This is a genomic window from Rahnella sp. AN3-3W3, from assembly GCF_003263545.1.
GTDB classification, from domain to species: Bacteria; Pseudomonadota; Gammaproteobacteria; order Enterobacterales; family Enterobacteriaceae; genus Rahnella; species Rahnella variigena.
In genome coordinates, this window is sequence record NZ_JYDG01000006.1 from 15,470 (window position 1) to 36,591 (window position 21,122).

A 21,122-nucleotide genomic window follows, 5' to 3' on the forward strand; every position below is an offset into this window, starting at 1 on the left:
TTATCTTGCTTATTATATTTTGTCGCTTTCCCTAAAATCCGCTGCATCTTACTTACCTGTAGTCTGATTAATTACTGACTGCAGTTGTCCCATAACGACTGCATATTCCTTAGCCAGAGTTTCGTAGTTATTAACAAATCCCTTGCTGATGGAAATAAGAGAATTTCCCAGAATTTGTAATTCCCGGTTCATTTCCTGGTCGGTCGCTTCACCAAATGCTTTAAGCTGGCTGTTGATTGCCTCACCAAATCGGCCGATTGCTTCCCCAACATTAGTGGTAAGTCCGGAATTGGCTTTTTCGAACGCACTCTGCAACGTATCCAACATACTGCCCGAATGTGTTTTCAGGACATTGGCTAAATCTTCTGATTGCGTTTTCATCATTCCTGAAAGCCCCAGAGAATGTTCCTGTAGCTTCCCACCCATTTCGGTAACAGAACGATGCATCGCGTTGAGCAGTTCAAGCGCACTGGATTTCATTTCCTGAACGGTTTCGCCCAACGTTGATGTCAGTTTTTCAGAGGAATTTGCAACATCATGCGCCATTGAAGCGAAAGAGTGCTGAGTTTGCATAACTGAATTCCTGAAACCTTCCGTTCCTTCTTCGAGAGCAACCCGCATAGAATTGGCGCTACTCACAAGCTGTCCGCCCGTTTGCTCAAGGGATAGGCTAACGCTTAATGCACCTGCTTTTAATTGCTCGCCCACTTCATCCATTGCTATCTGTATACCCGGAACAGCCTCAAGCGCCTTATCCCGTAAGGTCGCAAATGCCTCCAGATGCTTTGAAAGCTCTTTGATCTGATGCTGATTGACGCTGAGAACGTCGCGAAGTTCAGCCATTGCGAGTGGGATCTCCTTACATTCTTCCCAAATACCCGCGACTGATTGCTTAGTTGCCATAAGAGAGTCTACGCTTTGTTTATATTGCTCTCCCATTACGTCAACTTGCTCTTTATAACTACGCTGCCATTCAACCAACTTTTTAACGGAACTATCGAGTGCTTTGAAATTTTCACCAAACTGCTCTGTCAGATTATTATTAAAATCAGCAATCACTTTTCTCAATGCATCAATAATCTGTTCAGTGGCGCCTTTCGCCATCAATTCCCCAAAATGGGTCAGTTCAGACCATAACTTTTGGCTAAACTCTTCACGATGTTTATTTTGCACTTTTGACATATCATTCATGTCAGTACGCAATAACTTAAGCTGTCCGACTAAAGAAACCTCATCATTCCCATCTAAACCAAAAGCGATTCTTTCCAAAACCTTATGCTGAGCCAGAAGTACCTGATGGATGTGGTCTGGTGTGACAGACTCGGGTTGTGCCTGCTGATTTTGATTTGTCTTTTCCGAGAAAAATAACATATCAACAACGTTATAAACTAATGCTCCAAGCATACCGACAATACTGGTAATGAAAGCCGTCTTTAGCCCACCCAGTAAGACAGGAATGCTCTCTTCTATATTTGTAGTATCAAAATGAAGAAGCCCGATAACGACACCGACAAAGGTTCCCAGGATCCCTAACGCCGTCATCAGTGTTGGGGCATATTGAAGAAATCGGGGGGATTTATTGCGGTATCTGGCAAAAATTGCGGTGAAAAAAACTATTACAACAAAACCAATGAAGATATCCGTAATTGTTGAGGAACTCCATGAACTGAGAAGTGATTCAAATAGTTGCGACAGCATTTTAATCCCTTAAAAACGCTAAATAAGCCAAAGCAAAATGCCCTGACTTACTTAACTGACTTTTGTAAGTTCTGAAAATAATCCATTTCAGAAATGGTCAGCTAACTTATCAAAAACCACCTATGAATGATTTGATAAATATCATTCACTGTGAATTGTGAAATGTCTTTATAAGAGTTTTTAATTAGAAAACTCCTCACCAAACTACTCAGGTAAGAGCTTGCAAGGTAAGCATGTTATGGGATGATATATTTATAAGAAAGTAAAATAATCCGTAATGTATTTATTCCAGTAATCTATTTCTACAAAAAATCGCTCGACACACTGGCTCTTCGTGTTGCATACCTGAAAGGCCGCATCCCCGAAGATGCGTGCCCTACAGAAAATAATGAGGAGAATAAAATGCCTTTTGTACGTATTGATATGGTCGAAGGAAAACCCGAAACCTACCGCAAAACCGTTGGCGATGTGGTCTACGACGCCATGCGCACCACGCTGAATGTGCCGGAAAATGACAAGTTTATCGTCATCTCCGAACACTCTCCGGCAGAAATGATGATTTCACCGGACTATCTGGATATCCAGCGCAGTCCGAACTGCATCGTGATTCAGGTAACGCTCAACGCCGGCCGTACACTGGAAATGAAAAAGGCGTTCTATCACGCCGTAGCTTACGGGCTGCATGAAAAAGTCGGATTACGTCTGGAAGATGTGTTCATCAGCCTGGTCGAAGTGCCGAAAGAAAACTGGTCCTTCGGCAACGGCGAAGCGCAATACGCATGATACCTGGCCTGAAGATTAACTTCAGGCCAGTAAGTTCTCACCGCCAATCAGCGGAATAATCCGGGCAAGCACATCGTTAAACACCCCATCTTCAGCAACAGCGATAAACTTAGCCTGCCGGTGCCGCCAGTCCATCGTATGGATCAACGTGGTGGCAACGACGCAAGGTGCACTCAGATTGTTGACCGGCACCTCTGTCGGGGCACCGCGGATGCTGCTGCTCACCGGCATACAAATCACCAGACCGGTCACCTGATTATAGGTTTCATGAGACAGGATCAGCGCCGGTCGATATTTGCCTATTTCCTTTCCTTTAGTTGGCTCAAAATCCAGCCAGCAAATATCCCCGCGCTTCGGTAAATACATTAGTAATCAAGCTCCTTGTCAGTCGGTTCTGCCAATTCATCAGCATGAGCATTATACGCGCTCAGCCCTGATAACAAGCTGGCCTCCGTGACCTTTTGCTTATCGGCTTTCCGAATTTGCAGCCCTTCTTCAGAAATCTCGATATCAACGACATCGCCTTCCTCAAATTGTGGAATTGACTTCAAATTTCCTGACAGCCTTAACGCGATGCTGTTACCCCATTTCTGTAATGTGGCCCGGGTGCGCATGTTCATTTCTCCACCGTTGTATCTACAAAGAGTATACAACCAAAAGCCCGTCGCAGTATTCCTGATATGGGCTTTTGCGAGCTGCATTCCGGCTTTTTATCTTTCTGCGTTAATCGGGAGTGTTAAATAATCCCGCCATTCGCCTTCAGCGTCTGGCCGTTAACCCATGCGCCATCGGCACCGGCGAGGAAGGCGACAACGGAGGCAATATCTTCCGGCTGGCCGAGGCGCTCAAGCGGTGAGGTTTTGGCGATCGTTTCCACCAGCTGATCCGATTTGCCGTTGAGGAATAAATCCGTTGCTGTCGGGCCGGGCGCCACGGTATTGACGGTTATCTGGCGCCCGCGCATTTCTTTGGTGAGTACGCGGCTCAGTGCTTCGACAGCCGCTTTGGTCGCGGCATACACGCCATACGTCGGCTGATATAACCCAACCACGGTCGATGAGAAATTGATGATTCGCCCGCCGTCGTGCAGATGTTTCGCCGCTTCACGCAGTGTGTTAAAAGTGCCTTTCAGGTTAATGTCGATAAGGCGATCGAATGCTGCATCGTCTGTATCCGCAATGGTGGAAAGTGTCATGATCCCCGCGTTATTCACCAGCACATCAACACCACCAAACGCCTGTTCCGCGCTGGCAAACATCCGGCTGACCGCCGCAGCATCGCTGACATCCGCCTGCGCGCTGATGGCCTTGCCGCCTGCCTGTTCGATTTTACTGACGACCGCGTCAGCTTCAGCCGCACCGCGTGAATAGTTCACGATCACGGTAAACCCGTCGTGCGCCAGACGTTCTGCGATCGCCGCGCCAATACCACGGGATGCGCCGGTGACCAGCGCGACTTTCTGTTTAGATGAAGTCATGAGGTGTTTCCTTTTTCAGTGATTCGGAGTCGTCGTCGATGAAGAAAGAGTAGCCGATTGACGCTGCCGGATAATTACCCGATATTCGTTATCACTATCCGGAAAAGGCGAACAATCATCATGGATAAACTCGACAGCATGCAGTTATTCACCCGCGTGGTGGAACTGCGCAGTTTTACGCAGGCCGCACAGGCGCTGAACCTGAAACGCTCGACGGTGACCGACGCGATTAAGCAGCTGGAAACGCGGCTGAACATCCGGCTTCTGCAACGCACTACCCGTCACGTCAGCCCGACGCTGGATGGCGAAGCTTATTACCAGCGCTGTCTGCGTATTCTGGCGGATGTGGAAGATGCCGAAATGGCCTTTGCCGGTGCGCAGCCGAAAGGGTTATTGCGGGTGGATGTCCACGGTTCGATGGCGCGACATTTTCTGCTGCCAGGACTGCCGGATTTTCTGGCGATGTATCCCGACATTGAGTTTTACATGAGCGAAGGCGACCGGCTGGTGGATCTGGTGCGCGAAGGGATTGATTGCGTGATCCGCGCCGGTGAGCTGAAAGACAGCGATATGGTGGCGCGCCCGCTCGGTACGCTGCCGGAAATTACCTGCGCCAGCCCGGACTATCTGCAACGTTTTGGCATACCGGAAACCCCGGACGATCTCGCCGGTCACCGGATGATTGGTTTTCGTTCCAGTGCCACCGGAGGCCTGTTGCCATTGGTGTTTCAGGACCAAGGCAAAACGCGTGAAATCCTGCTGCCGACCAGTTTGTCGGTCAATGGCGCGGAAAGCATGAAAGAAGCGGCACGGCGCGGAATGGGGATTATTCAGGTGCCGCATTACGGCCTGCTGGAAGATCTCGCGCAGGGGAATCTGGTACAAATTCTGACTAATTTTCCGGCCGGTACGTTACCGGTTTCCCTGCTTTACCCGCGTAACCGCCAGCTTTCGCCACGGGTGCGGGTGTTTATCGACTGGATGGTGAAAGAATTTGCGCGGCGCGATCCGCATCTGACATGATAGTTTTTCTGCTCTGAAAGCATGACGTCACAACGTTAACGATTGGGAGATGCCGATGACCACACCTGCTGTAATGCTGCATATCGGCAGCGAAGAAACGCAAGTTATCGTCCGTAGTGATGATAACGAAGATAAAAGTTTGCTCCTGACACTGGGCTCACAACTGACATCCGTCGGGTATTTCCGCCATTCTCCGCCGACACCGGATGAAATGGAAACCGCCATTATGGTGGTCGAGGACGAAGTGGTTCGTATCCGGCATGACATTCCGCCGGGCGCCAAACTGTTCAGCGCAGACAACGATATCCGTGCGCTGGCCCGCATTGCCGGTGAAGCAGAAAACGAAGTCATGACCTTATCCCTCGACGCCGTTGAACGCACTTTCGACCGGCTGGCGCTGGTGATTAATGGCCGTCCTGCCCATTTCGAAGGCATCCCGGACGGTAATGATTTCGCCGCCACGCTGCTTATTTTGCGCGAATTTATGCATCATCTGCAATTTGATGAAATCGTGGTGAAAGGGACGAAGTTTGAAATACCCAGGTAAGCACTAAAGAGAAAAGAACAGCTCCGGATGGGGCTGTTAATACGTTAGCACTGGTTCAGGATTTACTTTTTCACTGCCCGTGGGTGTCGTAATAATTGAGCACGAATTCGAGATCGAAAGTTTTCGACTGGAATGTCTGTTTAAGTTCTTCCTGTAAAGATGCCGGTAAAGCTAAAAACCGACTTTCCGTTTTTACCACTGAGGGATTTGCGCCCGGCGAAAGGACAATCAAAGATTCGATCACTGTCTGATAATCTTGCCCGCTATGTGCGCTTTCAGGAAAACTGCCCGCATAGGCAATCATACTCAGCATATATTCATATTCTTGCTGTTGAATACAGGATTTCAGCGATTCATTTTTAAAGTAAATAAGCGCAGTAGATATCGTTTCCCGATCAAAAGGCTTCAGATCTTCTGCGGTGACTTTCGGCTTTTGTTGCTCTTTTTTGTCACACAGCGTGGTTTGTCTGCCCAGGCTGTCCATCGCAGATTGCATTGCCTGCTTTAGTCTTAATTGTTCCGGCGAGATACTCTGAGTGGCAAATACGCTCAGAGGAAAAAAGAGTAAGAGTGCGGTTAATGGTAAAAGCTTCACATTCATTCCTTAAATGTTTAACGAAGACTGTCCTTCATACACATCCAAAAAGCACGTTCCTCACCTTGCAATCCAGTTGTTAATATTAGCATTTCGATATCTCTATATATCAAGTTCCTGACAAGGTCACCGGTTCCTTTCGCTGCCTGAGAAAACATAAAGAAATCTTGTTGTGTAACGTAAAAACTACTGGTTAATGAATTATTTTTAACGAAAATAGAATAAAGAACACTAGTTGCATTCAGTGCCTGAAGTAATGTTCCCAATTTTCTCTTTCGACGTATTTCTTCAATGGTATTGATACTCTGCTGGCCGAAAGTTACGGAACCTCCACCACATTCTATCATTTTAGACCTCAGCTATTATTGAAATATATCATTCATAATAAATACATTCACATGACCCATCAAATAACTTCATTTATATGATATTGGTAAAAATGATTTTTAACTGAAGAAATATCACACTTCCAGAAATAAAAAGCCTCTCTGAAATATTCAGAGAGGCTTATAGTTTCCGTTTATTTAATAACGTTACTGCAAAATATTAATTATTTTTCAATACCGCAGGTTCAGATTCCATCAGTACCATCCCGCTGAGATCAGGCAGGGTCTGATGATTCAGGTAATCCTGGAACGACATCCGCGGGGCATTATTTTCCCAGGCGGATTGCAGCTTGCCGAGCAGGTCAGTGGTTTTCGACGTGATTTCCGGCGTGGTGGTGTCGGATTCCAGTGCGCCTTTCACATATTTCTGAATATGTGTTGAGTTGCTGGCGGACTGAGCCATTGACGCACTCACCAACGCCCCTTTGTGATACTGGACGGACGTCGTGCTTTCTGCCGAGTCATCAATCTGATAGTACAGGTAATTCTGCGAATTCCGGTCGCTGGTCAGGTTCAGCTGTAAACCCGGCGTCAGCGACTGATGGTAACTGGCGACCAGATGCGACTGCTGCTTCTGGGTGATATTGCGATCCTGCGTACCCGTACCGGTGATGCTGCTGGTTTGAGAAACCTGATAAGAGAACGTATCGGTTTCGTCCGGGCGCATCGGATTGGTGGTATCGACCGGCGTCTGTGAGATGGACGCCGTGAAATCCGCCAGCCCCGTCATCATGTTTTTATCGGTTTTGGTCAGCGAGAAATACACCGGCTCTGAGCCACGGGTTTTGTATGTCGTCGCCGTATCGCCGTAATTGCTGTTCAGGGCGGTAAAGGCATCTTTGAACATGGCCATCAGCGATTCATCGGCATTGCCGCGATTGCCTGCGCTGTTGATTTGCTTCAGATAACTGTTCAGCGCCTGTTTCTGCTGATTATCGGTGCCCAGCAGTGCGCGTTGACTCATGTCCACGCTGATATCTACCGTGCCAGCCACACCGGTCGATTTGACTGAGCGCGTATTCGCATCAGCATGAAAATCCAGCGTCTGGGTATTAGTGGTGCCCAGCGTGGCGTGCAAATCCACCGACGACAGCACCGAGGTATCGAATTTTGTCAGGCCGCTCAGATCCAGCTTCGGCGGCTGCGCCGTCAGGCCATCAATCGCTTTCTGAAAACCTTCTGCAAGACCGGCCAGCGCTTTGCGATCCGCATCGCTGAGCGTGCCTTTGCTGACATTCACCTGCACGCCGAGACCGTCATCATCGCTGCCCAGCGTGATATCCACCAGCGCGCCGCTGGCGGTTTTAATGCTCAGGCTTATCTGGTTATCGGCTTTGGTATGAAGCTGGGTTTGGGCGGCGACGTTGGCCGCAGAACTGGCTGACTGAGCGGAAGTCTGCTTCATCACCGACTGGGAATAACTGCTGCTGTCGGTAGTAAATCGTTCAAGCAGCGCCGCACCGAGTCCGATAAAACGCGCCGCATTGCCGGCGTTGCTGAAATTGGATGCGAGCTTTGAAGACATCAGATCACTGGAAGAACGTTCCCAGACCAGTGCCGGTTTGGTGATGCTGTATACCGGCGACGCAGATTCCGTCTGGCCGATCATCACTGCGGTGGATTGTGTCGTTGAAGCCTGCTGCTGACTGGCTGTAGTAGTGACTGCCGTCAGTGATTTTGTTGACGTAACCAGCGTATTAAGCGCCTGAGTACCTGTCGCAGAGATAACTGTCATCCTGATGAGTCCCTATGTTTTTGCGTCAAAGCGCCAGTGGATACCTTGATCCTTCTGATGCTATTTTCGGCAAAAACACAGGAAACTTTAAGGATGTGTAAAAAGTTATTTCCTGCCAGTCACCGCGCTATTCCAGCGGGCCGCCCAGAATGGTTTCACACATTCCGGAAAGAATGCGTTCACCGGTTTCAGTTTTCAAATCCTCATACCATTGTTCGGTCACGGCCATTTCTTTGCCGTGGGTGACATCGCAGCGTTTACGCGCTTTCAGTACCAGATCCTTCACGCGATATGCGCGTTTTTCCTGATAACGCAGCAGTGCATCTTCAATGCCTAATGAATTGGTTTGCAGCATGTTCGCCAGCACCACCGCATCTTCCATCGCCGCACAACCGCCCTGCCCGATATCCGGCGTGGTGCTGTGGCCGGAATCGCCGAGCAGCGCAATACGGCCTTTGACCAGTTGCATAAAGGGTTCGATATCGTGGATTTCAACGCGGTTAGTAGTTTCAGGATTGATCTGGCTGATCAGCTTCTGCACCGGTTCCGCCCAGCCCGCAAAGTAGTCCTGCAAATCCTCGCGCACGGTGGTGCGATCCTGCGGCAAACCTTTCGGCAGCGGCACATCAAAGAAGAAGTAAAAACGGTTGCCGCTCACCGGCATCAGCGAAACGCGTTTACCTTCGCCGACAAACGTCGTCCATTGATCGGCAGGCGCGATGCTTTCGTCGATTTCCACCAGGCCGTTCCAGTTGACGTAACCGGCGTAGCGGCGCTCCGTCGCATAGCCCAGAACATGCTGGCGGATAACAGAATGGGTGCCGTCGGCGGCAATCAGTAAATCACCGGTCGCAGACGTGCCGTCGTCAAACCAGGCGGTCACGCTGTCGGCGGATTCTTCAACATGCGTCACGCGCTTGCCAAACTGCACCTGATCGCGACCATACGTCTCGAGCAGCATCGACTGAAGTTCCGCACGCGCCACCGGATACGGCTGCTCGCCGACGCTTTGGATCAGCGGATCCATACTGAAACGCGTCATGGTCTGACCCTGCTGATATTCTTTGTAGGCCATAAAACGCATGTTGCCGCCAAGTTCGCGCAGCGCATCTTTCATACCGAGATAATTCAGGCACTTCACGCCGTTAGGCCAGATGGAGATCGCCGCGCCGACCGGTTTGATCTCTTTCACTGCCTCGTATACCGCCGTTTCGATGCCAAAACGCTTCAGCGCAATCGCCGCACACGCCCCGCCAATACCGCCACCAATCACGATCGCTTTCATATTTTTCTCCCCTGAGTCTCTTTAGGGAAAAGCAATTTCTGTACCAGAAAGACGATTTGCCGCCAAAGCCTTGTAGTCAATCTTAAGTGAAATCAACCACTGCCAAAGCGTGGACGGAATGCGCTAAAACGAGGCGCACTTTTGGAGCAAACGTGCCGCAACCAGCACGAAATGAACCAGTCTGGTGCGTCGACCTTTTTCACCGCTTTCCCTCAGGGAACGGCGTAGTGCTCCACCGTTAACATAAAGTACTGGCTGTAGTATTGTGAAAAAACATGCGTCAGAAATCTTTCCATTTCATCATTAACGCCCTTGTTATAGGGAAAAACGGTTTCCCCATAATTGGGGTCGAAAAATTTAATTTGATTTGCCTCAGCCCTTATACCTAAAGAATGCCCACCGGACGATTTTTTAATGGATATATGATAGCCATTGCCCTGACGGACATTATTCAATATTGCCTGAGACATTTTTATTGGCGTGTTTTCTGTCAGCCGGATCTCTTCACGAATGAAATTAACGCTATGCGGTTTAAGGATGCCATGAAAAATGTTTTTCATTTCTTTCATATTTCCGCTGGCGCTCAGGTGCTCCTGAAAATTCATAATCCCACGCACCAGTGTCTTACCCCGCTCACTGCTGATATACGAACTGAACTGGCACCAGCTTTGACCTGAGATCAGGTATGCACCAATCAACCCCTGACACACACCGCTTTCAAAACCATATTCCACCACCCGTCCTGCACGGTCATAACCATTCCCGGTCCATGCCCCCTTACGTTTTAGTGAATCGCAATGATCCCACTTATTTTTCTTAATATATTCACCCTGCCTGAATTTATTATATATCCCATTAGAATCTTGTATCAGTCTGACTGAATCAATTCTCATAAATCACTTCATTCCATCATTAATAAAAATTTTTCAAATGATAAAGAAAGAAGACTTTCAATGTCGGACATGAATAATTAAGAAAACAGAAAGAAAACCTTTTCTTCTGAAGTGTTCTCAGCCCCTGGTCTGGTGCGCACGGGCGAAGGTTGGTACTCTGGGTAGTATTGATATTTTGAATACGTAAAACATAAGTATTTATAAAATGAATCGCTATCCGATGTTCAGCCCGCAGCAGTTGCTTAGTTTTGTCGCCGTCTGCGAAACCGGCAGTTTTACCCGTGCTGCCGACCGCGTTTATCTCTCGCAATCCACCGTCAGCCAGCAAATCCGCCGGCTGGAAGAGGCGCTGGGTAAACCGCTGCTGGAACGCACCTCACATCAGGTTCAGCTCACCGAAGAAGGCGAACGGTTGCTGGGTTATGCGCGGCGGATTATCGCGCTGAACGGTGAAGCGCACGACGCGCTGAGTGACCAGTGGCCGGACGGCGTGGTGCGTCTTGGCGTGCCGGAAGATTTTGCCGCCGCCACCACATCGTTGCTGGCCCAGTTCAGCCGCGCCCATCCGCATATCCGCCTCGATGTGACCAGCGGCCTGAGCCACGAACTGCGCCGCGCCTGGCAGCAGGAGATGCTGGATATTATTCTGGTGAAACAGCTGACCGGCGAGAAAGCCAATGCCTCGCGCCCCGAGCCGATGCTGTGGCTCGACAGCGCCGCGTTTCCGGCGTTTGAACGGGATCCGATCCCGCTGGTGCTGTTTCCGCTCAACGGGTTATACCGCGAAGAACTGTGTCAGGCGCTGGATACTCTCGGACGCAGCTGGCGCATCAGTTACAGCAGCGCCAGCCTCGCGGCGCTGGTCGCCGCCAGTGCCGCCGGACTGGGCGTCACCTTATTGCCTGCCAGCTGCCGCCTGCCGGAACACCGGATTTTAGGCACCGGGAGCGGCTTGCCGCCGGTGGATAACGTCGAACTGGCGCTGTTTTATCGCCCCGATGCGACGCCGGCACAAATCGCACTGGCCGGAAAACTAAAGGATTTTTGTCAGCTCAGTTAGCCATTACGTTTCCCACTGACAGGCAGTGGGAAAAATCGCAGCCGGAACCGGCGATATCTTTTAGGGTGAAAGGGAAACAGCATCCTCCCGCATCATGATTAAGGAATTCGACGTGCAAAATCCTCAGCAACAAAGCCGCAGAAACTTTCTCTCTCATAGCGCCAAAATCACCGCCACCGGCGCATTGCTCACCGCAGGAATGTCCTCCGGAATCGCATCAGCCGCGCCGTTTAAAGCGGGCGCGATGGACGAAAAATGTGACGATATCAGCCAGATCAACGCGATTTCTGCACCGCATTACCAGCTGCGCAATGTGCGGCTGGAAGAGGGTTTTGAGCGCGAAGGCGATATCGTTGTCGCCACCCAAACCGGGCTGTACAACCTGGAAATCAATAACGGCAAAATCGTGACGATCCAGCCTGCAAAAGATGCCCCGGCCAGCACCTTGCCTGCATTTGATGCCAGAGGATTACTTCTGCTGCCCGCGACACGCGACATGCATATTCACCTCGACAAGACCTTTTACGGCGGCAAATGGGAAGCACCCCGCCCGCGTAAAGGCAAAACCATCATGGACATGATTGCCCGCGAACAGGTGCTGATCCCCCAACTGTTACCGACATCGGTGGAACACGCCGAAGCAATCATTGGCCTGCTGCATTCCAAAGGCACGACTGTTGCGCGCAGCCACTGCAATATCGACCCGGTCAGCGGCCTGAAAAGCCTTGAGCATCTGAAGATTGCGCTGGAAAAGCATCAGCAGGATTTCAGTTGTGAAATTGTGGCGTTCCCGCAGCACGGTTTACTGCATTCGAAAGTCGATGGCCTGATGCGCGAAGCGATGCAAATGGGCGTGCAGTACGTCGGCGGGCTGGATCCGACCAACGTGGACGGCGCGATGGAAAAATCCCTCGACGCGATGTTCCAGATTGCGCTCGATACCAACAAGGGCGTGGATATTCATCTGCATGAAACCACGCCAGCCGGGATTGCAGCGGTGAAATACATGATTCAGACCGTGGAGAAAAACCCGCAGCTGAAAGGCAAAGTGACGCTCAGCCACGGTTTCGCACTGGCGATTATGCAGGGCGCGGAACTCGACGAGGTAATCAACGGGCTTGCCGAACAACAGTTCACCGTCGCCTCCACCATTCCGCTCGGTAAACTGAACATGCCGCTGCCGCAGCTCAGCCAGAATGGCGTATTTGTTATGACCGGCACCGACAGTGTAATCGACCACTGGTCGCCGTTCGGTACCGGCAGCATGCTGGAAAAAGCCAGCCTCTACGCCCAGCTCTACGGCAACTCCGACGAATTTGGCCTGACGCGCTCCCTCGCTATCGCCACCGGCAACGTCCTGCCGCTCGACGACAGCGGCAAACGCCAGTGGCCTGCGGTGAACGATAACGCCGAAATGATCCTGGTCGACGCCAGCTGCTCCGCCGAAGCGGTGGCGCGGGTGTCGGAGGTGAAAGCGACATTCCATCAGGGCAGATTAGTGTTTGGAGCTGTTGGGAAAGTGTGAGGTATCAGAGATCCCTGAATGCCGGATAGCAAAAAGCCCCTTTCGGGGCTTTTTGTTGTTCTGAACGTTGATGCCCGAAGGCAAACAATCAGAACGGGATATCGTCGTCGAAATCCATTGGTGGTTCGTTGTTCTGTGCTGGCGCGTTGTTTTGCGCAGCCGGACGAGCCTGCTGGCCGCCGCTGAACTGGTTGCCGCCTTGTGGCTGCTGAGGCTGACCCCAACCGCCTTGCTGGCCGCCTGCGGATGGCTGACCGCCACCTGCTGGTGCGCCGCCGCCAGCACGGCCGCCGAGCATCTGCATGGTGCCGCCCACGTTAACGACAACTTCGGTGGTGTATTTTTCAACGCCAGCCTGATCGGTCCATTTACGGGTTTGCAGTGCGCCTTCGATGTAGACCTGAGAACCTTTCTTCAGGTATTCGCCTGCGACTTCTGCTAATTTGCCGAACAACACCACACGGTGCCATTCCGTTTTTTCTTTCTGCTCGCCGGTGGCTTTGTCACGCCAGCTCTCAGACGTTGCCAGAGTGATGTTGGCAACCGCGCCGCCGTTAGGCATGTAGCGGACTTCCGGGTCTTGTCCCAGATTACCGACGAGAATAACTTTGTTTACGCCTCTGCTGGCCATGTGGATTCTCCTGATGATGTATGTCGTGGTTGAAACCACAATCCGAGGTGTGGAAGGTCACACTTTGCAGCATTATAACCATAAAACGATACCTTCGTACCATGGATGTCTGAGGATGCGGCATTCTTTCCAGATTGTTCAGCAAACATTCCATCGTTACATCGAGTACTGGATATACATTCAGGTTTTGGGGTGGCACAGATTGTGATTTGTGTCATAATTGCGCGTTACGTTCTTCTCTGTGCCCGATTCGATGGCTGGCGCGAAACAGGTTTTCACGGCGGTTACCGGCACGGTGAGCTATCAAGTTAATCCGGGAATGATGAATGGATAAGATCGAAGTTCGGGGCGCACGCACCCATAATCTCAAGAATATCAACCTGATTATTCCGCGCGACAAACTGATTGTTGTCACCGGCTTATCCGGTTCAGGCAAGTCCTCTCTGGCGTTCGATACGCTGTACGCCGAAGGCCAGCGCCGCTACGTCGAGTCGCTGTCTGCCTATGCACGCCAATTTTTATCCTTAATGGAAAAACCGGACGTCGACCATATTGAAGGTCTGTCTCCGGCGATTTCGATTGAGCAAAAATCAACGTCGCACAACCCGCGTTCAACCGTCGGGACGATCACCGAAATCCACGACTACCTGCGTCTGCTGTTTGCCCGCGTGGGCGAGCCGCGCTGCCCGGATCATAATATTCCGCTGTCAGCCCAAACCGTCAGTCAGATGGTGGATAATGTCCTCGCGCAGCCGGAAGGCCAGCGTCTGATGCTGCTGGCGACCATTGTTAAAGACCGCAAAGGCGAGCACACCAAGACGCTGGAAAACCTGGCGTCGCAGGGCTATATCCGTGCACGTATTGATGGCGAAGTGTGTGATCTGTCCGATCCGCCAAAATTAGAATTGCAGAAGAAACACACCATTGAAGTGGTCGTTGACCGCTTTAAAGTGCGTGATGATCTGGCGCAGCGTCTGGCGGAATCCTTTGAAACCGCGCTCGAGCTTTCCGGCGGTACCGCCGTGGTCGCCGATATGGATGATCCGAAAGCCGAAGAAATGCTGTTCTCTGCCAACTTCGCCTGTCCGGTGTGTGGCTACAGCATGCGCGAGCTGGAACCGCGGATGTTCTCGTTCAACAACCCGGCCGGTGCCTGTCCGACCTGTGACGGTCTGGGCGTGCAGCAGTTCTTCGACCCTGATCGCGTGGTGCAGAACCCTGAGCTTTCACTGGCGGGCGGTGCAATCCGTGGCTGGGATCGCCGTAACTTCTATTACTTCCAGATGTTGCGCTCTCTCGGTGAGCATTATGATTTCGACGTGGAAGCGCCGTTTAACGCACTGAGCAGCGATGTGCAGCACGCCATCCTGCACGGCTCCGGCAAAACTACTATTGAATTCAAATACATCAACGATCGCGGTGATACCTCTATCCGCCGCCATCCGTTTGAAGGTGTGCTGCACAATATGGAACGCCGTTATAAAGAAACGGAATCCAGCGCGGTACGTGAAGAACTGTCGAAATACATCAGCAACCGTCCGTGTACGTCCTGCCGTGGCACACGCCTGCGTGAAGAAGCGCGTAACGTGTTCGTGGAAGAAACGACGTTGCCGGAAATCTCTGATTTCAGCATCGGTCATGCGATGGATTTCTTCCGCAATATGAAACTCAGCGGTCAGCGCGCCAAAATTGCGGAAAAAGTGCTGAAAGAGATCGGCGATCGCCTGAAATTCCTGGTGAACGTTGGTCTGAACTATCTCTCGCTGTCCCGTTCTGCGGAAACGCTGTCCGGCGGAGAAGCCCAGCGTATCCGTCTGGCGAGCCAGATTGGTGCCGGTCTGGTGGGCGTGATGTACGTGCTGGATGAGCCGTCTATCGGCCTGCATCAGCGCGACAACGAGCGTCTGCTGGAAACCCTGATCCATCTGCGCGACCTCGGTAATACCGTGATTGTGGTCGAGCACGACGAAGACGCGATCCGCGCCGCTGACCATATTATTGATATCGGTCCGGGTGCGGGCGTGCACGGTGGCGAAGTGGTGGCAGAAGGCACCGCAGAAGACATTATGGCGACCGAGAATTCACTGACCGGCCAGTTCCTCAGCGGTAAACGTGAAATCTCCGTCCCGGCGCAGCGTGTTCCGGCAGATGCCACCAAAGTGCTGAAACTTTCCGGCGCCAAAGGCAACAACCTGAAAGACGTCACGCTGACGCTGCCGGTAGGCCTGTTTACCTGCATCACCGGCGTATCCGGTTCCGGTAAATCGACGCTGATTAACGACACGCTGTTCCCGCTGGCACAGCGCGAACTGAATGGCGCGACAATTGCCGAAGCCGCACCGTATCGCGAAATCGAAGGTCTGGGGCATTTCGATAAAGTCATCGACATCGATCAGAGCCCGATTGGTCGTACGCCGCGTTCTAACCCGGCAACCTACACCGGCATTTTCACGCCGGTTCGCGAACTGTTTGCCGGTGTACCGGAATCACGTTCACGCGGTTATACGCCGGGACGTTTCAGTTTCAACGTCAAAGGCGGACGCTGCGAAGCCTGTCAGGGCGACGGCGTGATCAAAGTCGAAATGCACTTCCTGCCGGATATTTATGTGCCGTGCGATCAGTGCAAAGGCAAACGCTATAACCGCGAAACGCTGGAAATTAAATACAAAGGCAAGAGCATCCACGAAGTGCTGGAGATGACCATTGAAGAAGCGCGTGATTTCTTCGATGCCGTCCCTGCCCTTGCGCGTAAATTGCAGACGCTGATCGACGTCGGTCTGACCTACATCAGCCTCGGCCAGTCAGCAACCACGCTGTCCGGTGGTGAAGCGCAGCGCGTGAAACTGGCGCGTGAGCTGTCCAAACGCGGCACCGGTCAGACGTTGTATATTCTCGACGAACCGACCACGGGCCTCCACTTTGCCGACATTCAGCAACTGCTGGAAGTACTGCATCAGCTGCGCGATCAGGGCAACACCATCGTGGTGATTGAACACAATCTGGACGTGATTAAAACGGCGGACTGGATTGTCGATCTCGGGCCGGAAGGCGGTGCGGGCGGCGGACAGATTCTGGTCGCCGGTACGCCGGAAACCGTCGCGGAATGCAAAGAATCGCATACCGCGCGCTTCCTGAAACCGTTGCTGGAACGCCACAGCCAGCAGGCGAAGAAAAGCGCTTAAAGTCATGAATTAGCAGATATAATGCGTCGAATTTATTTTTAAAAGTTAAAGGGTAGCGTTATGGAAATTAAAAACATTCGTCTGATTAACGTTGGTCGTTTTGAAGATTTGGAAATAGCGCTATCACCGACTGAAAATTGCACTGGCAATACGACCGTTTTTGTTGGTAACAATGGGGCAGGGAAAACCTCATTACTTAAATCGATAGCAACATCGTTGAGCTGGTTTGTATCACGCATTCGTTCGGAAAAGGGTAATGGAAGCCCTGTTCCGGAAGATGTCATCCTTAATGGACAAAATTCGGCATCCATTGAACTCGAAGTCCTCGACGCTCACGTTGGAAAATCTTTTACATGGGCGATAGCTAAAACCCGTGCAGGGCGAAAAGCTGTATTTCAGACACATTTGAGTTCTTTGTCCGCATTAACTGATATCTACAGGACCAGGCTTTCAGATAATCACAAAACTGCACTACCACTGATTGCTTTCTACCCTGTCGAACGGGCAGTGTTAGATATCCCGCTTAAAATCAGAGAAAAACATTCTTTTACTCAGCTTGATGGATACGACAATTCATTGAGTCAGGGTGTAGATTTCAGACGATTCTTTGAGTGGTTTCGCGAACGCGAAGATTCTGAAAATGAGCAGGGGTTTACTGAAGAATCTGTTGAAGCAATGGTCAAAATTCTTGGTGGTGATCATGAATCTATCGTGAAAATTAACGAACTTCGTGATGCAGCCAAAGACAAGCAATTATCGGCTGTACGTATTGCAATCCATCACTTCATGCCAGGTTTTACAAATATGCGGGTAAGGCGTAAGCCCCGGCTGCATATGACCATTGATAAACAGGGCGAGACATTAAGCGTTTCACAACTGTCACAGGGAGAGAAGTCCCTGATGGCGTTGGTTGGCGATATTGCACGACGCCTTGCGATAATGAATCCTGATTCAAACAATCCGTTATCGGGTGATGGAATTATTTTAATTGATGAAGTGGATATGCACCTTCATCCGCAATGGCAACGCAGCTTAATTGAGCGCTTAACTTCAACGTTTCCAAATTGTCAGTTCATCTTATCAACGCACTCCCCTTTGGTAATCAGCGATTATAAAGATGTATTGGTTTACTCCTTAGAGAATGGCCAAAGCAAAGAAGTCTCAACCCAATATGGACAGGATGCCAACTCCGTTCTTTTAGATGTCATGGACACTGATATCCGCAATAGTCGTATCAACATCCGTTTGAACGACCTGTTAGATGCGATTAATGACAAAAAAATCGACGCGGCCCGATCTATTATCAACGAACTTGAGACCATACTCCCTGCGTCAAATATAGAATTAATCAGGGCAAGATTGTTGCTGCGTAAACAGGAGTTACGCCGTGAGGAAAGTTGATAAAGGAATTGAGCCACCCAGTCTCAGCGACTGGAAAGTCGCAAATCCTGCCGGCAATTACACCGGCCTGACAAATAGAGAAAGAGTCGATATTCGCTTTTTCTGTTTGCGTGAACAGTTTTATATTTGTGCGTATTGCTGCCAGGCAATCACTGGCCAGAATGAAGATTGCATGAATGAGCACGTTGAGGCTCGAATGCTAGCTCCTCATCGCAGTCTGGATTACACAAATATCGTAGCCAGTTGTACGGGGCTCAATCAATGTGACAAATCACATGGCTCTCAACCTCTGCCACTGACACCTTTTATGAACGAGTGTGAAACTGAGTTTCGTTTCAAAATAAGTGGACGAATAGAAGGCTTAAGCGCCCGGGCTCAAGAAACAATCCGTGTTCTTAACTTAGGCGATACCGAACAGAATAATCGCGGCCTGATTGAAAAGCGAAAACAGTTAGTCAACATTTTGATGCTGAAAAATGGTCTCGATGTGGAGGAAGGGCTGGAGGACGATGATCTTTTGCGAGCCGTAATAGAAGATATCTCAACACCCGTGGGCGGTCATCTTGAGGCATTCTCACCAGTAATGGTTAATATTTTAAGGCAATGGATTACAGCCTGAATACCTCACTCATCTGGTTTTGATAAGTATAAACAACGCCACTTCCGTGACGTTGTCTATCTTTTACTTAAATATCTTCTGCACAAACTCCGCGTAGGCCGGACGCCAGACATCCATTTCATGGCCCAGACTCGGGTATTCGTGATAATCGAACTTAATCTTTTTCTCTTCCAGTTCAGACTTCAGTCCGGCGATGTCCTTGCCTGTTACCACATCTTTTTCCCCCACCACTAACGTGAAGTTTTTCAGCTGTGCGTTGATTTTCTCCGGTTCGGCGAAGCGTTTTTCGACGTCAGCATTCGGGACTGTCGTGGTGCTGACGCCGCTAAAGGTCGCCAGCCAGCCGAACTGGTCGAGATGCGTCATGCCGCTGACCAGCGTCTGATAACCGCCTTGTGAAAGCCCCGCGAGTGCACGTCCGGCGGCATCATCGCGTACGCGGAAGGTTTTGGAAATCAGCGGGATAATGTCGCCGGTCAGTTCTTTATCGGCCGCCGCCGCATTTCGGGGATAGAATTCCTTGCGGCGATCTTTGGTGACGTAATCTTCCGGCACCACGCCTTTGGCGTCGGTTTCAGTATCCGGAATGACCACTAACATCGGCGCGATTTTTTTCTCCGCCAGCAGGTTATCCATGATTTGCGGAATGCGTCCCTGATCCAGCGCCGAGCGGCCGGTGTCACCAAAGCCGTGGTAGAAATACAGTACCGGCAACGGCTTTGACGCATCGCTGTAACCCGGCGGCGTCCATACCGCAACCTGACGCTCAGAATTCAGCGCAGCGGAATGATAGGTCAGCGTGCGGACTTCGCCGTGCGGAACGCTTTTCACATCCAGAATACTGCCCGGCACCAGGATCAGGCTGGTGTTCACCTGACGCTGCGGCTTAGGCATCGCACTGCCCGGGTCGGCAATCCGCAAACCATCGACATTGAAGAAATATTCATACAGATCAGGTTTTTGTGCATCCGACGTCCAGCTCCAGACGCCTTTATCGTCCTTGGTCATCTGATGCGGAATGTATGTCACCGGCGTCGCGCCGGTTACCACGTCAACGTGTTCAGCAGCCGGTGCATACAGGCGGTAAGTGATGGTTAAATCAGGATTTACTGCCGTGATGTAATTTTTCGCAGGCACCGAAGCATCAGGATCCTGTGGCAAACTTTGCGCGGAGACAGTCAGGGAGATCGGCGCGCTGAGCGCCAGTATCAAAAGCGTGGCAAGATTCAGCCGGTTACGGGTCATCATCCTTTCCTTCTGGGTTGGCGTGAGCAACGGACAACCTGTCCTGAAGTAACTCACTGTTTTTGCACAACTCTCAGAGTAGGTTATTTTTACCGCATACAAGCGTGATCGGCGTCACTGTTCAGAAGATGCGTCCAGCGCATGAAGTTGCGGAAGTTCGCTCAGCCGCTGACAGGCGAAATCCCAGAATGTACGGACCTTGCGCGGCATCTGCTGCACCTGTTGCGCCACCAGTTGTACCGGCAACGGCAGTGGTTCGAATTCCGCCAGAAGCCGCACCATGCGGCCGGCCTGCACATCGTCGCTCACCTGATACGATAACAAACGCGCAATCCCCTGCCCGCTGCGCACCGCCAGCAGCTGTGATTCCACGTCGTTTGAGAGCAGACGCGGTGACAGCCGGACACGCAAATCATCCTCATGCGGTCCGAAACGCCATTCGCGGATTTGCGTACGCAGCGTACCCATCACCGTCTGGTGCGCGGCCAGCTCCGAAGGATGTTGCGGTTCGCCATGCCGCGCCAGATAAGCCGGACTGGCGACCAGTACGCGGGTCACTTGGGCGACCTTACGCGCCACTTTGCCTGAATCTTCCTGATGCCCGATACGCACCGCCAGATCCAATCCTTCGTCGATCAGATCCAGATTGCGGTCGTTAAGCATCATTTCGATCTGCATATCAGGATGTTGCGCCAGAAATTCCATCACCAGCGGCGCGACATGTTTACGCCCGAACTGCACCGGCGCGGTGATACGCAACAGGCCGCTGAGCTGAGTTTCTGCGGTGTCTTCCACTGCGTCCTGATACTGGCTGAGCAGCAGGCGGGCCTTTTCCGCCAGCCGTGCGCCCGCTTCTGTCGGTGCCAGACTGCGCGTGGTGCGCTCGACCAGCCTTGCGCCGAAACGGTGCTCCAGTGAGGCAATGGCGCGGGTGATCGCGGGTGGCGACCGGTGAAGTTTACGGGCGGCTTCCGCCAGGCTGCCATACTGAAGTACGGCGACAAAAATCGCCATTTCATCCAAACGATCCATAGATT

The 21,122-nt window shown here is 51.3% G+C and carries 20 protein-coding genes; 8 read left to right on the forward strand and 12 right to left on the reverse strand.

Annotated elements, in window-relative coordinates; genetic code table 11:
- Positions 1-48: 48 nt before the first annotated feature.
- Positions 49-1,698 (reverse strand): type II Zorya anti-phage system protein ZorA2, encoded by a 1,650-nt coding sequence (zorA2, locus tag UC15_RS02950; protein ID WP_112287049.1) that lies wholly within the window; start codon positions 1,696-1,698, stop codon positions 49-51.
- A 402-nt stretch (positions 1,699-2,100) separates the two neighbouring features.
- On the opposite strand from zorA2, the gene UC15_RS02955 reads away from it, so the two are divergent.
- Complete coding sequence (locus tag UC15_RS02955) at positions 2,101-2,481, forward strand: tautomerase family protein (protein ID WP_112287050.1); 381 nt, start codon at positions 2,101-2,103, stop codon at positions 2,479-2,481.
- Positions 2,482-2,502: 21 nt separating this feature from the next.
- Here the strand turns inward: UC15_RS02955 and UC15_RS02960 are convergent, their stop codons facing one another.
- From UC15_RS02960 to UC15_RS02970, 3 genes are all read right to left on the reverse strand, one after another.
- Positions 2,503-2,847 carry a type II toxin-antitoxin system PemK/MazF family toxin gene (locus tag UC15_RS02960; RefSeq protein ID WP_112287051.1) on the reverse strand — a complete coding sequence of 115 codons (345 nt, stop codon included), beginning with the start codon at positions 2,845-2,847 and terminating at the stop codon, positions 2,503-2,505.
- Complete coding sequence (locus UC15_RS02965; protein ID WP_232829799.1) at positions 2,847-3,101, reverse strand: transcriptional regulator; 255 nt, start codon at positions 3,099-3,101, stop codon at positions 2,847-2,849. Before UC15_RS02965 ends, UC15_RS02960 begins: the two co-directional genes overlap by 1 nt.
- Positions 3,102-3,217: 116 nt before the next feature.
- Positions 3,218-3,958 (reverse strand): SDR family oxidoreductase, encoded by a 741-nt coding sequence (locus tag UC15_RS02970; RefSeq protein ID WP_112287052.1) that lies wholly within the window; start codon positions 3,956-3,958, stop codon positions 3,218-3,220.
- 120 nt (positions 3,959-4,078) lie between these two features.
- Here UC15_RS02970 and UC15_RS02975 point away from each other — a divergent pair, with 120 nt between their 5' ends.
- A complete protein-coding gene (locus tag UC15_RS02975) occupies positions 4,079-4,981 on the forward strand; it encodes a LysR family transcriptional regulator (protein WP_112287053.1) in 903 nt (300 codons plus the stop codon).
- A gap of 55 nt (positions 4,982-5,036) precedes the next feature.
- Positions 5,037-5,528, forward strand: coding sequence for a hypothetical protein (locus tag UC15_RS02980; protein WP_112287100.1), 492 nt, complete (start codon positions 5,037-5,039; stop codon positions 5,526-5,528).
- A 70-nt stretch (positions 5,529-5,598) separates the two neighbouring features.
- Here the strand turns inward: UC15_RS02980 and UC15_RS02985 are convergent, their stop codons facing one another.
- The 5 genes from UC15_RS02985 to UC15_RS03005 all read right to left on the reverse strand — a co-directional run bounded on the left by UC15_RS02985 (position 5,599) and on the right by UC15_RS03005 (position 10,422).
- Complete coding sequence (locus UC15_RS02985) at positions 5,599-6,123, reverse strand: hypothetical protein (protein WP_157960955.1); 525 nt, start codon at positions 6,121-6,123, stop codon at positions 5,599-5,601.
- Between the two features lie 17 nt (positions 6,124-6,140).
- Entirely contained in the window at positions 6,141-6,470 is a 330-nt protein-coding gene (locus tag UC15_RS02990) for a hypothetical protein (RefSeq protein WP_095924354.1), read from the reverse strand.
- Between the two features lie 199 nt (positions 6,471-6,669).
- Positions 6,670-8,244, reverse strand: coding sequence for a hypothetical protein (locus tag UC15_RS02995; RefSeq protein ID WP_112287055.1), 1,575 nt, complete (start codon positions 8,242-8,244; stop codon positions 6,670-6,672).
- 127 nt (positions 8,245-8,371) lie between these two features.
- Positions 8,372-9,529: an FAD-dependent urate hydroxylase HpxO gene (gene hpxO / locus UC15_RS03000; RefSeq protein ID WP_112287056.1), complete on the reverse strand. Its 1,158-nt coding sequence runs from the start codon at positions 9,527-9,529 to the stop codon at positions 8,372-8,374.
- Positions 9,530-9,741: 212 nt separating this feature from the next.
- A complete protein-coding gene (locus tag UC15_RS03005) occupies positions 9,742-10,422 on the reverse strand; it encodes a YopT-type cysteine protease domain-containing protein (RefSeq protein WP_112287057.1) in 681 nt (226 codons plus the stop codon).
- A 205-nt stretch (positions 10,423-10,627) separates the two neighbouring features.
- On the opposite strand from UC15_RS03005, the gene UC15_RS03010 reads away from it, so the two are divergent.
- Together UC15_RS03010 and UC15_RS03015 are read left to right on the forward strand one after the other, a co-directional pair.
- Positions 10,628-11,482, forward strand: coding sequence for a LysR family transcriptional regulator (locus tag UC15_RS03010; protein WP_112287058.1), 855 nt, complete (start codon positions 10,628-10,630; stop codon positions 11,480-11,482).
- Between the two features lie 94 nt (positions 11,483-11,576).
- Complete coding sequence (locus tag UC15_RS03015) at positions 11,577-13,007, forward strand: amidohydrolase family protein (protein WP_112287059.1); 1,431 nt, start codon at positions 11,577-11,579, stop codon at positions 13,005-13,007.
- Between the two features lie 88 nt (positions 13,008-13,095).
- Here UC15_RS03015 and UC15_RS03020 read toward each other — a convergent pair whose 3' ends face one another.
- Positions 13,096-13,638, reverse strand: a complete 543-nt coding sequence (locus UC15_RS03020; protein WP_095924349.1) for a single-stranded DNA-binding protein — start codon at positions 13,636-13,638, stop codon at positions 13,096-13,098.
- Between the two features lie 326 nt (positions 13,639-13,964).
- Here UC15_RS03020 and uvrA point away from each other — a divergent pair, with 326 nt between their 5' ends.
- The 3 genes from uvrA to UC15_RS03035 are packed head-to-tail and all read left to right on the forward strand — an operon-like array spanning position 13,965 to position 18,840.
- On the forward strand, positions 13,965-16,820 hold the full coding sequence (gene uvrA, locus UC15_RS03025; protein ID WP_112287060.1) for an excinuclease ABC subunit UvrA: 2,856 nt from the start codon (positions 13,965-13,967) through the stop codon (positions 16,818-16,820).
- Positions 16,821-16,880: 60 nt separating this feature from the next.
- A complete protein-coding gene (locus UC15_RS03030; protein WP_112287061.1) occupies positions 16,881-18,221 on the forward strand; it encodes an AAA family ATPase in 1,341 nt (446 codons plus the stop codon).
- Positions 18,208-18,840: a TIGR02646 family protein gene (locus tag UC15_RS03035; protein WP_112287062.1), complete on the forward strand. Its 633-nt coding sequence runs from the start codon at positions 18,208-18,210 to the stop codon at positions 18,838-18,840. The genes UC15_RS03030 and UC15_RS03035 overlap by 14 nt, the downstream gene beginning before the upstream one ends.
- Positions 18,841-18,903: 63 nt before the next feature.
- Here the strand turns inward: UC15_RS03035 and UC15_RS03040 are convergent, their stop codons facing one another.
- Positions 18,904-20,085, reverse strand: a complete 1,182-nt coding sequence (locus UC15_RS03040; protein ID WP_112287063.1) for an esterase — start codon at positions 20,083-20,085, stop codon at positions 18,904-18,906.
- Between the two features lie 114 nt (positions 20,086-20,199).
- Complete coding sequence (locus UC15_RS03045) at positions 20,200-21,117, reverse strand: LysR family transcriptional regulator (protein ID WP_112287064.1); 918 nt, start codon at positions 21,115-21,117, stop codon at positions 20,200-20,202.
- Positions 21,118-21,122: the final 5 nt, after the last annotated feature.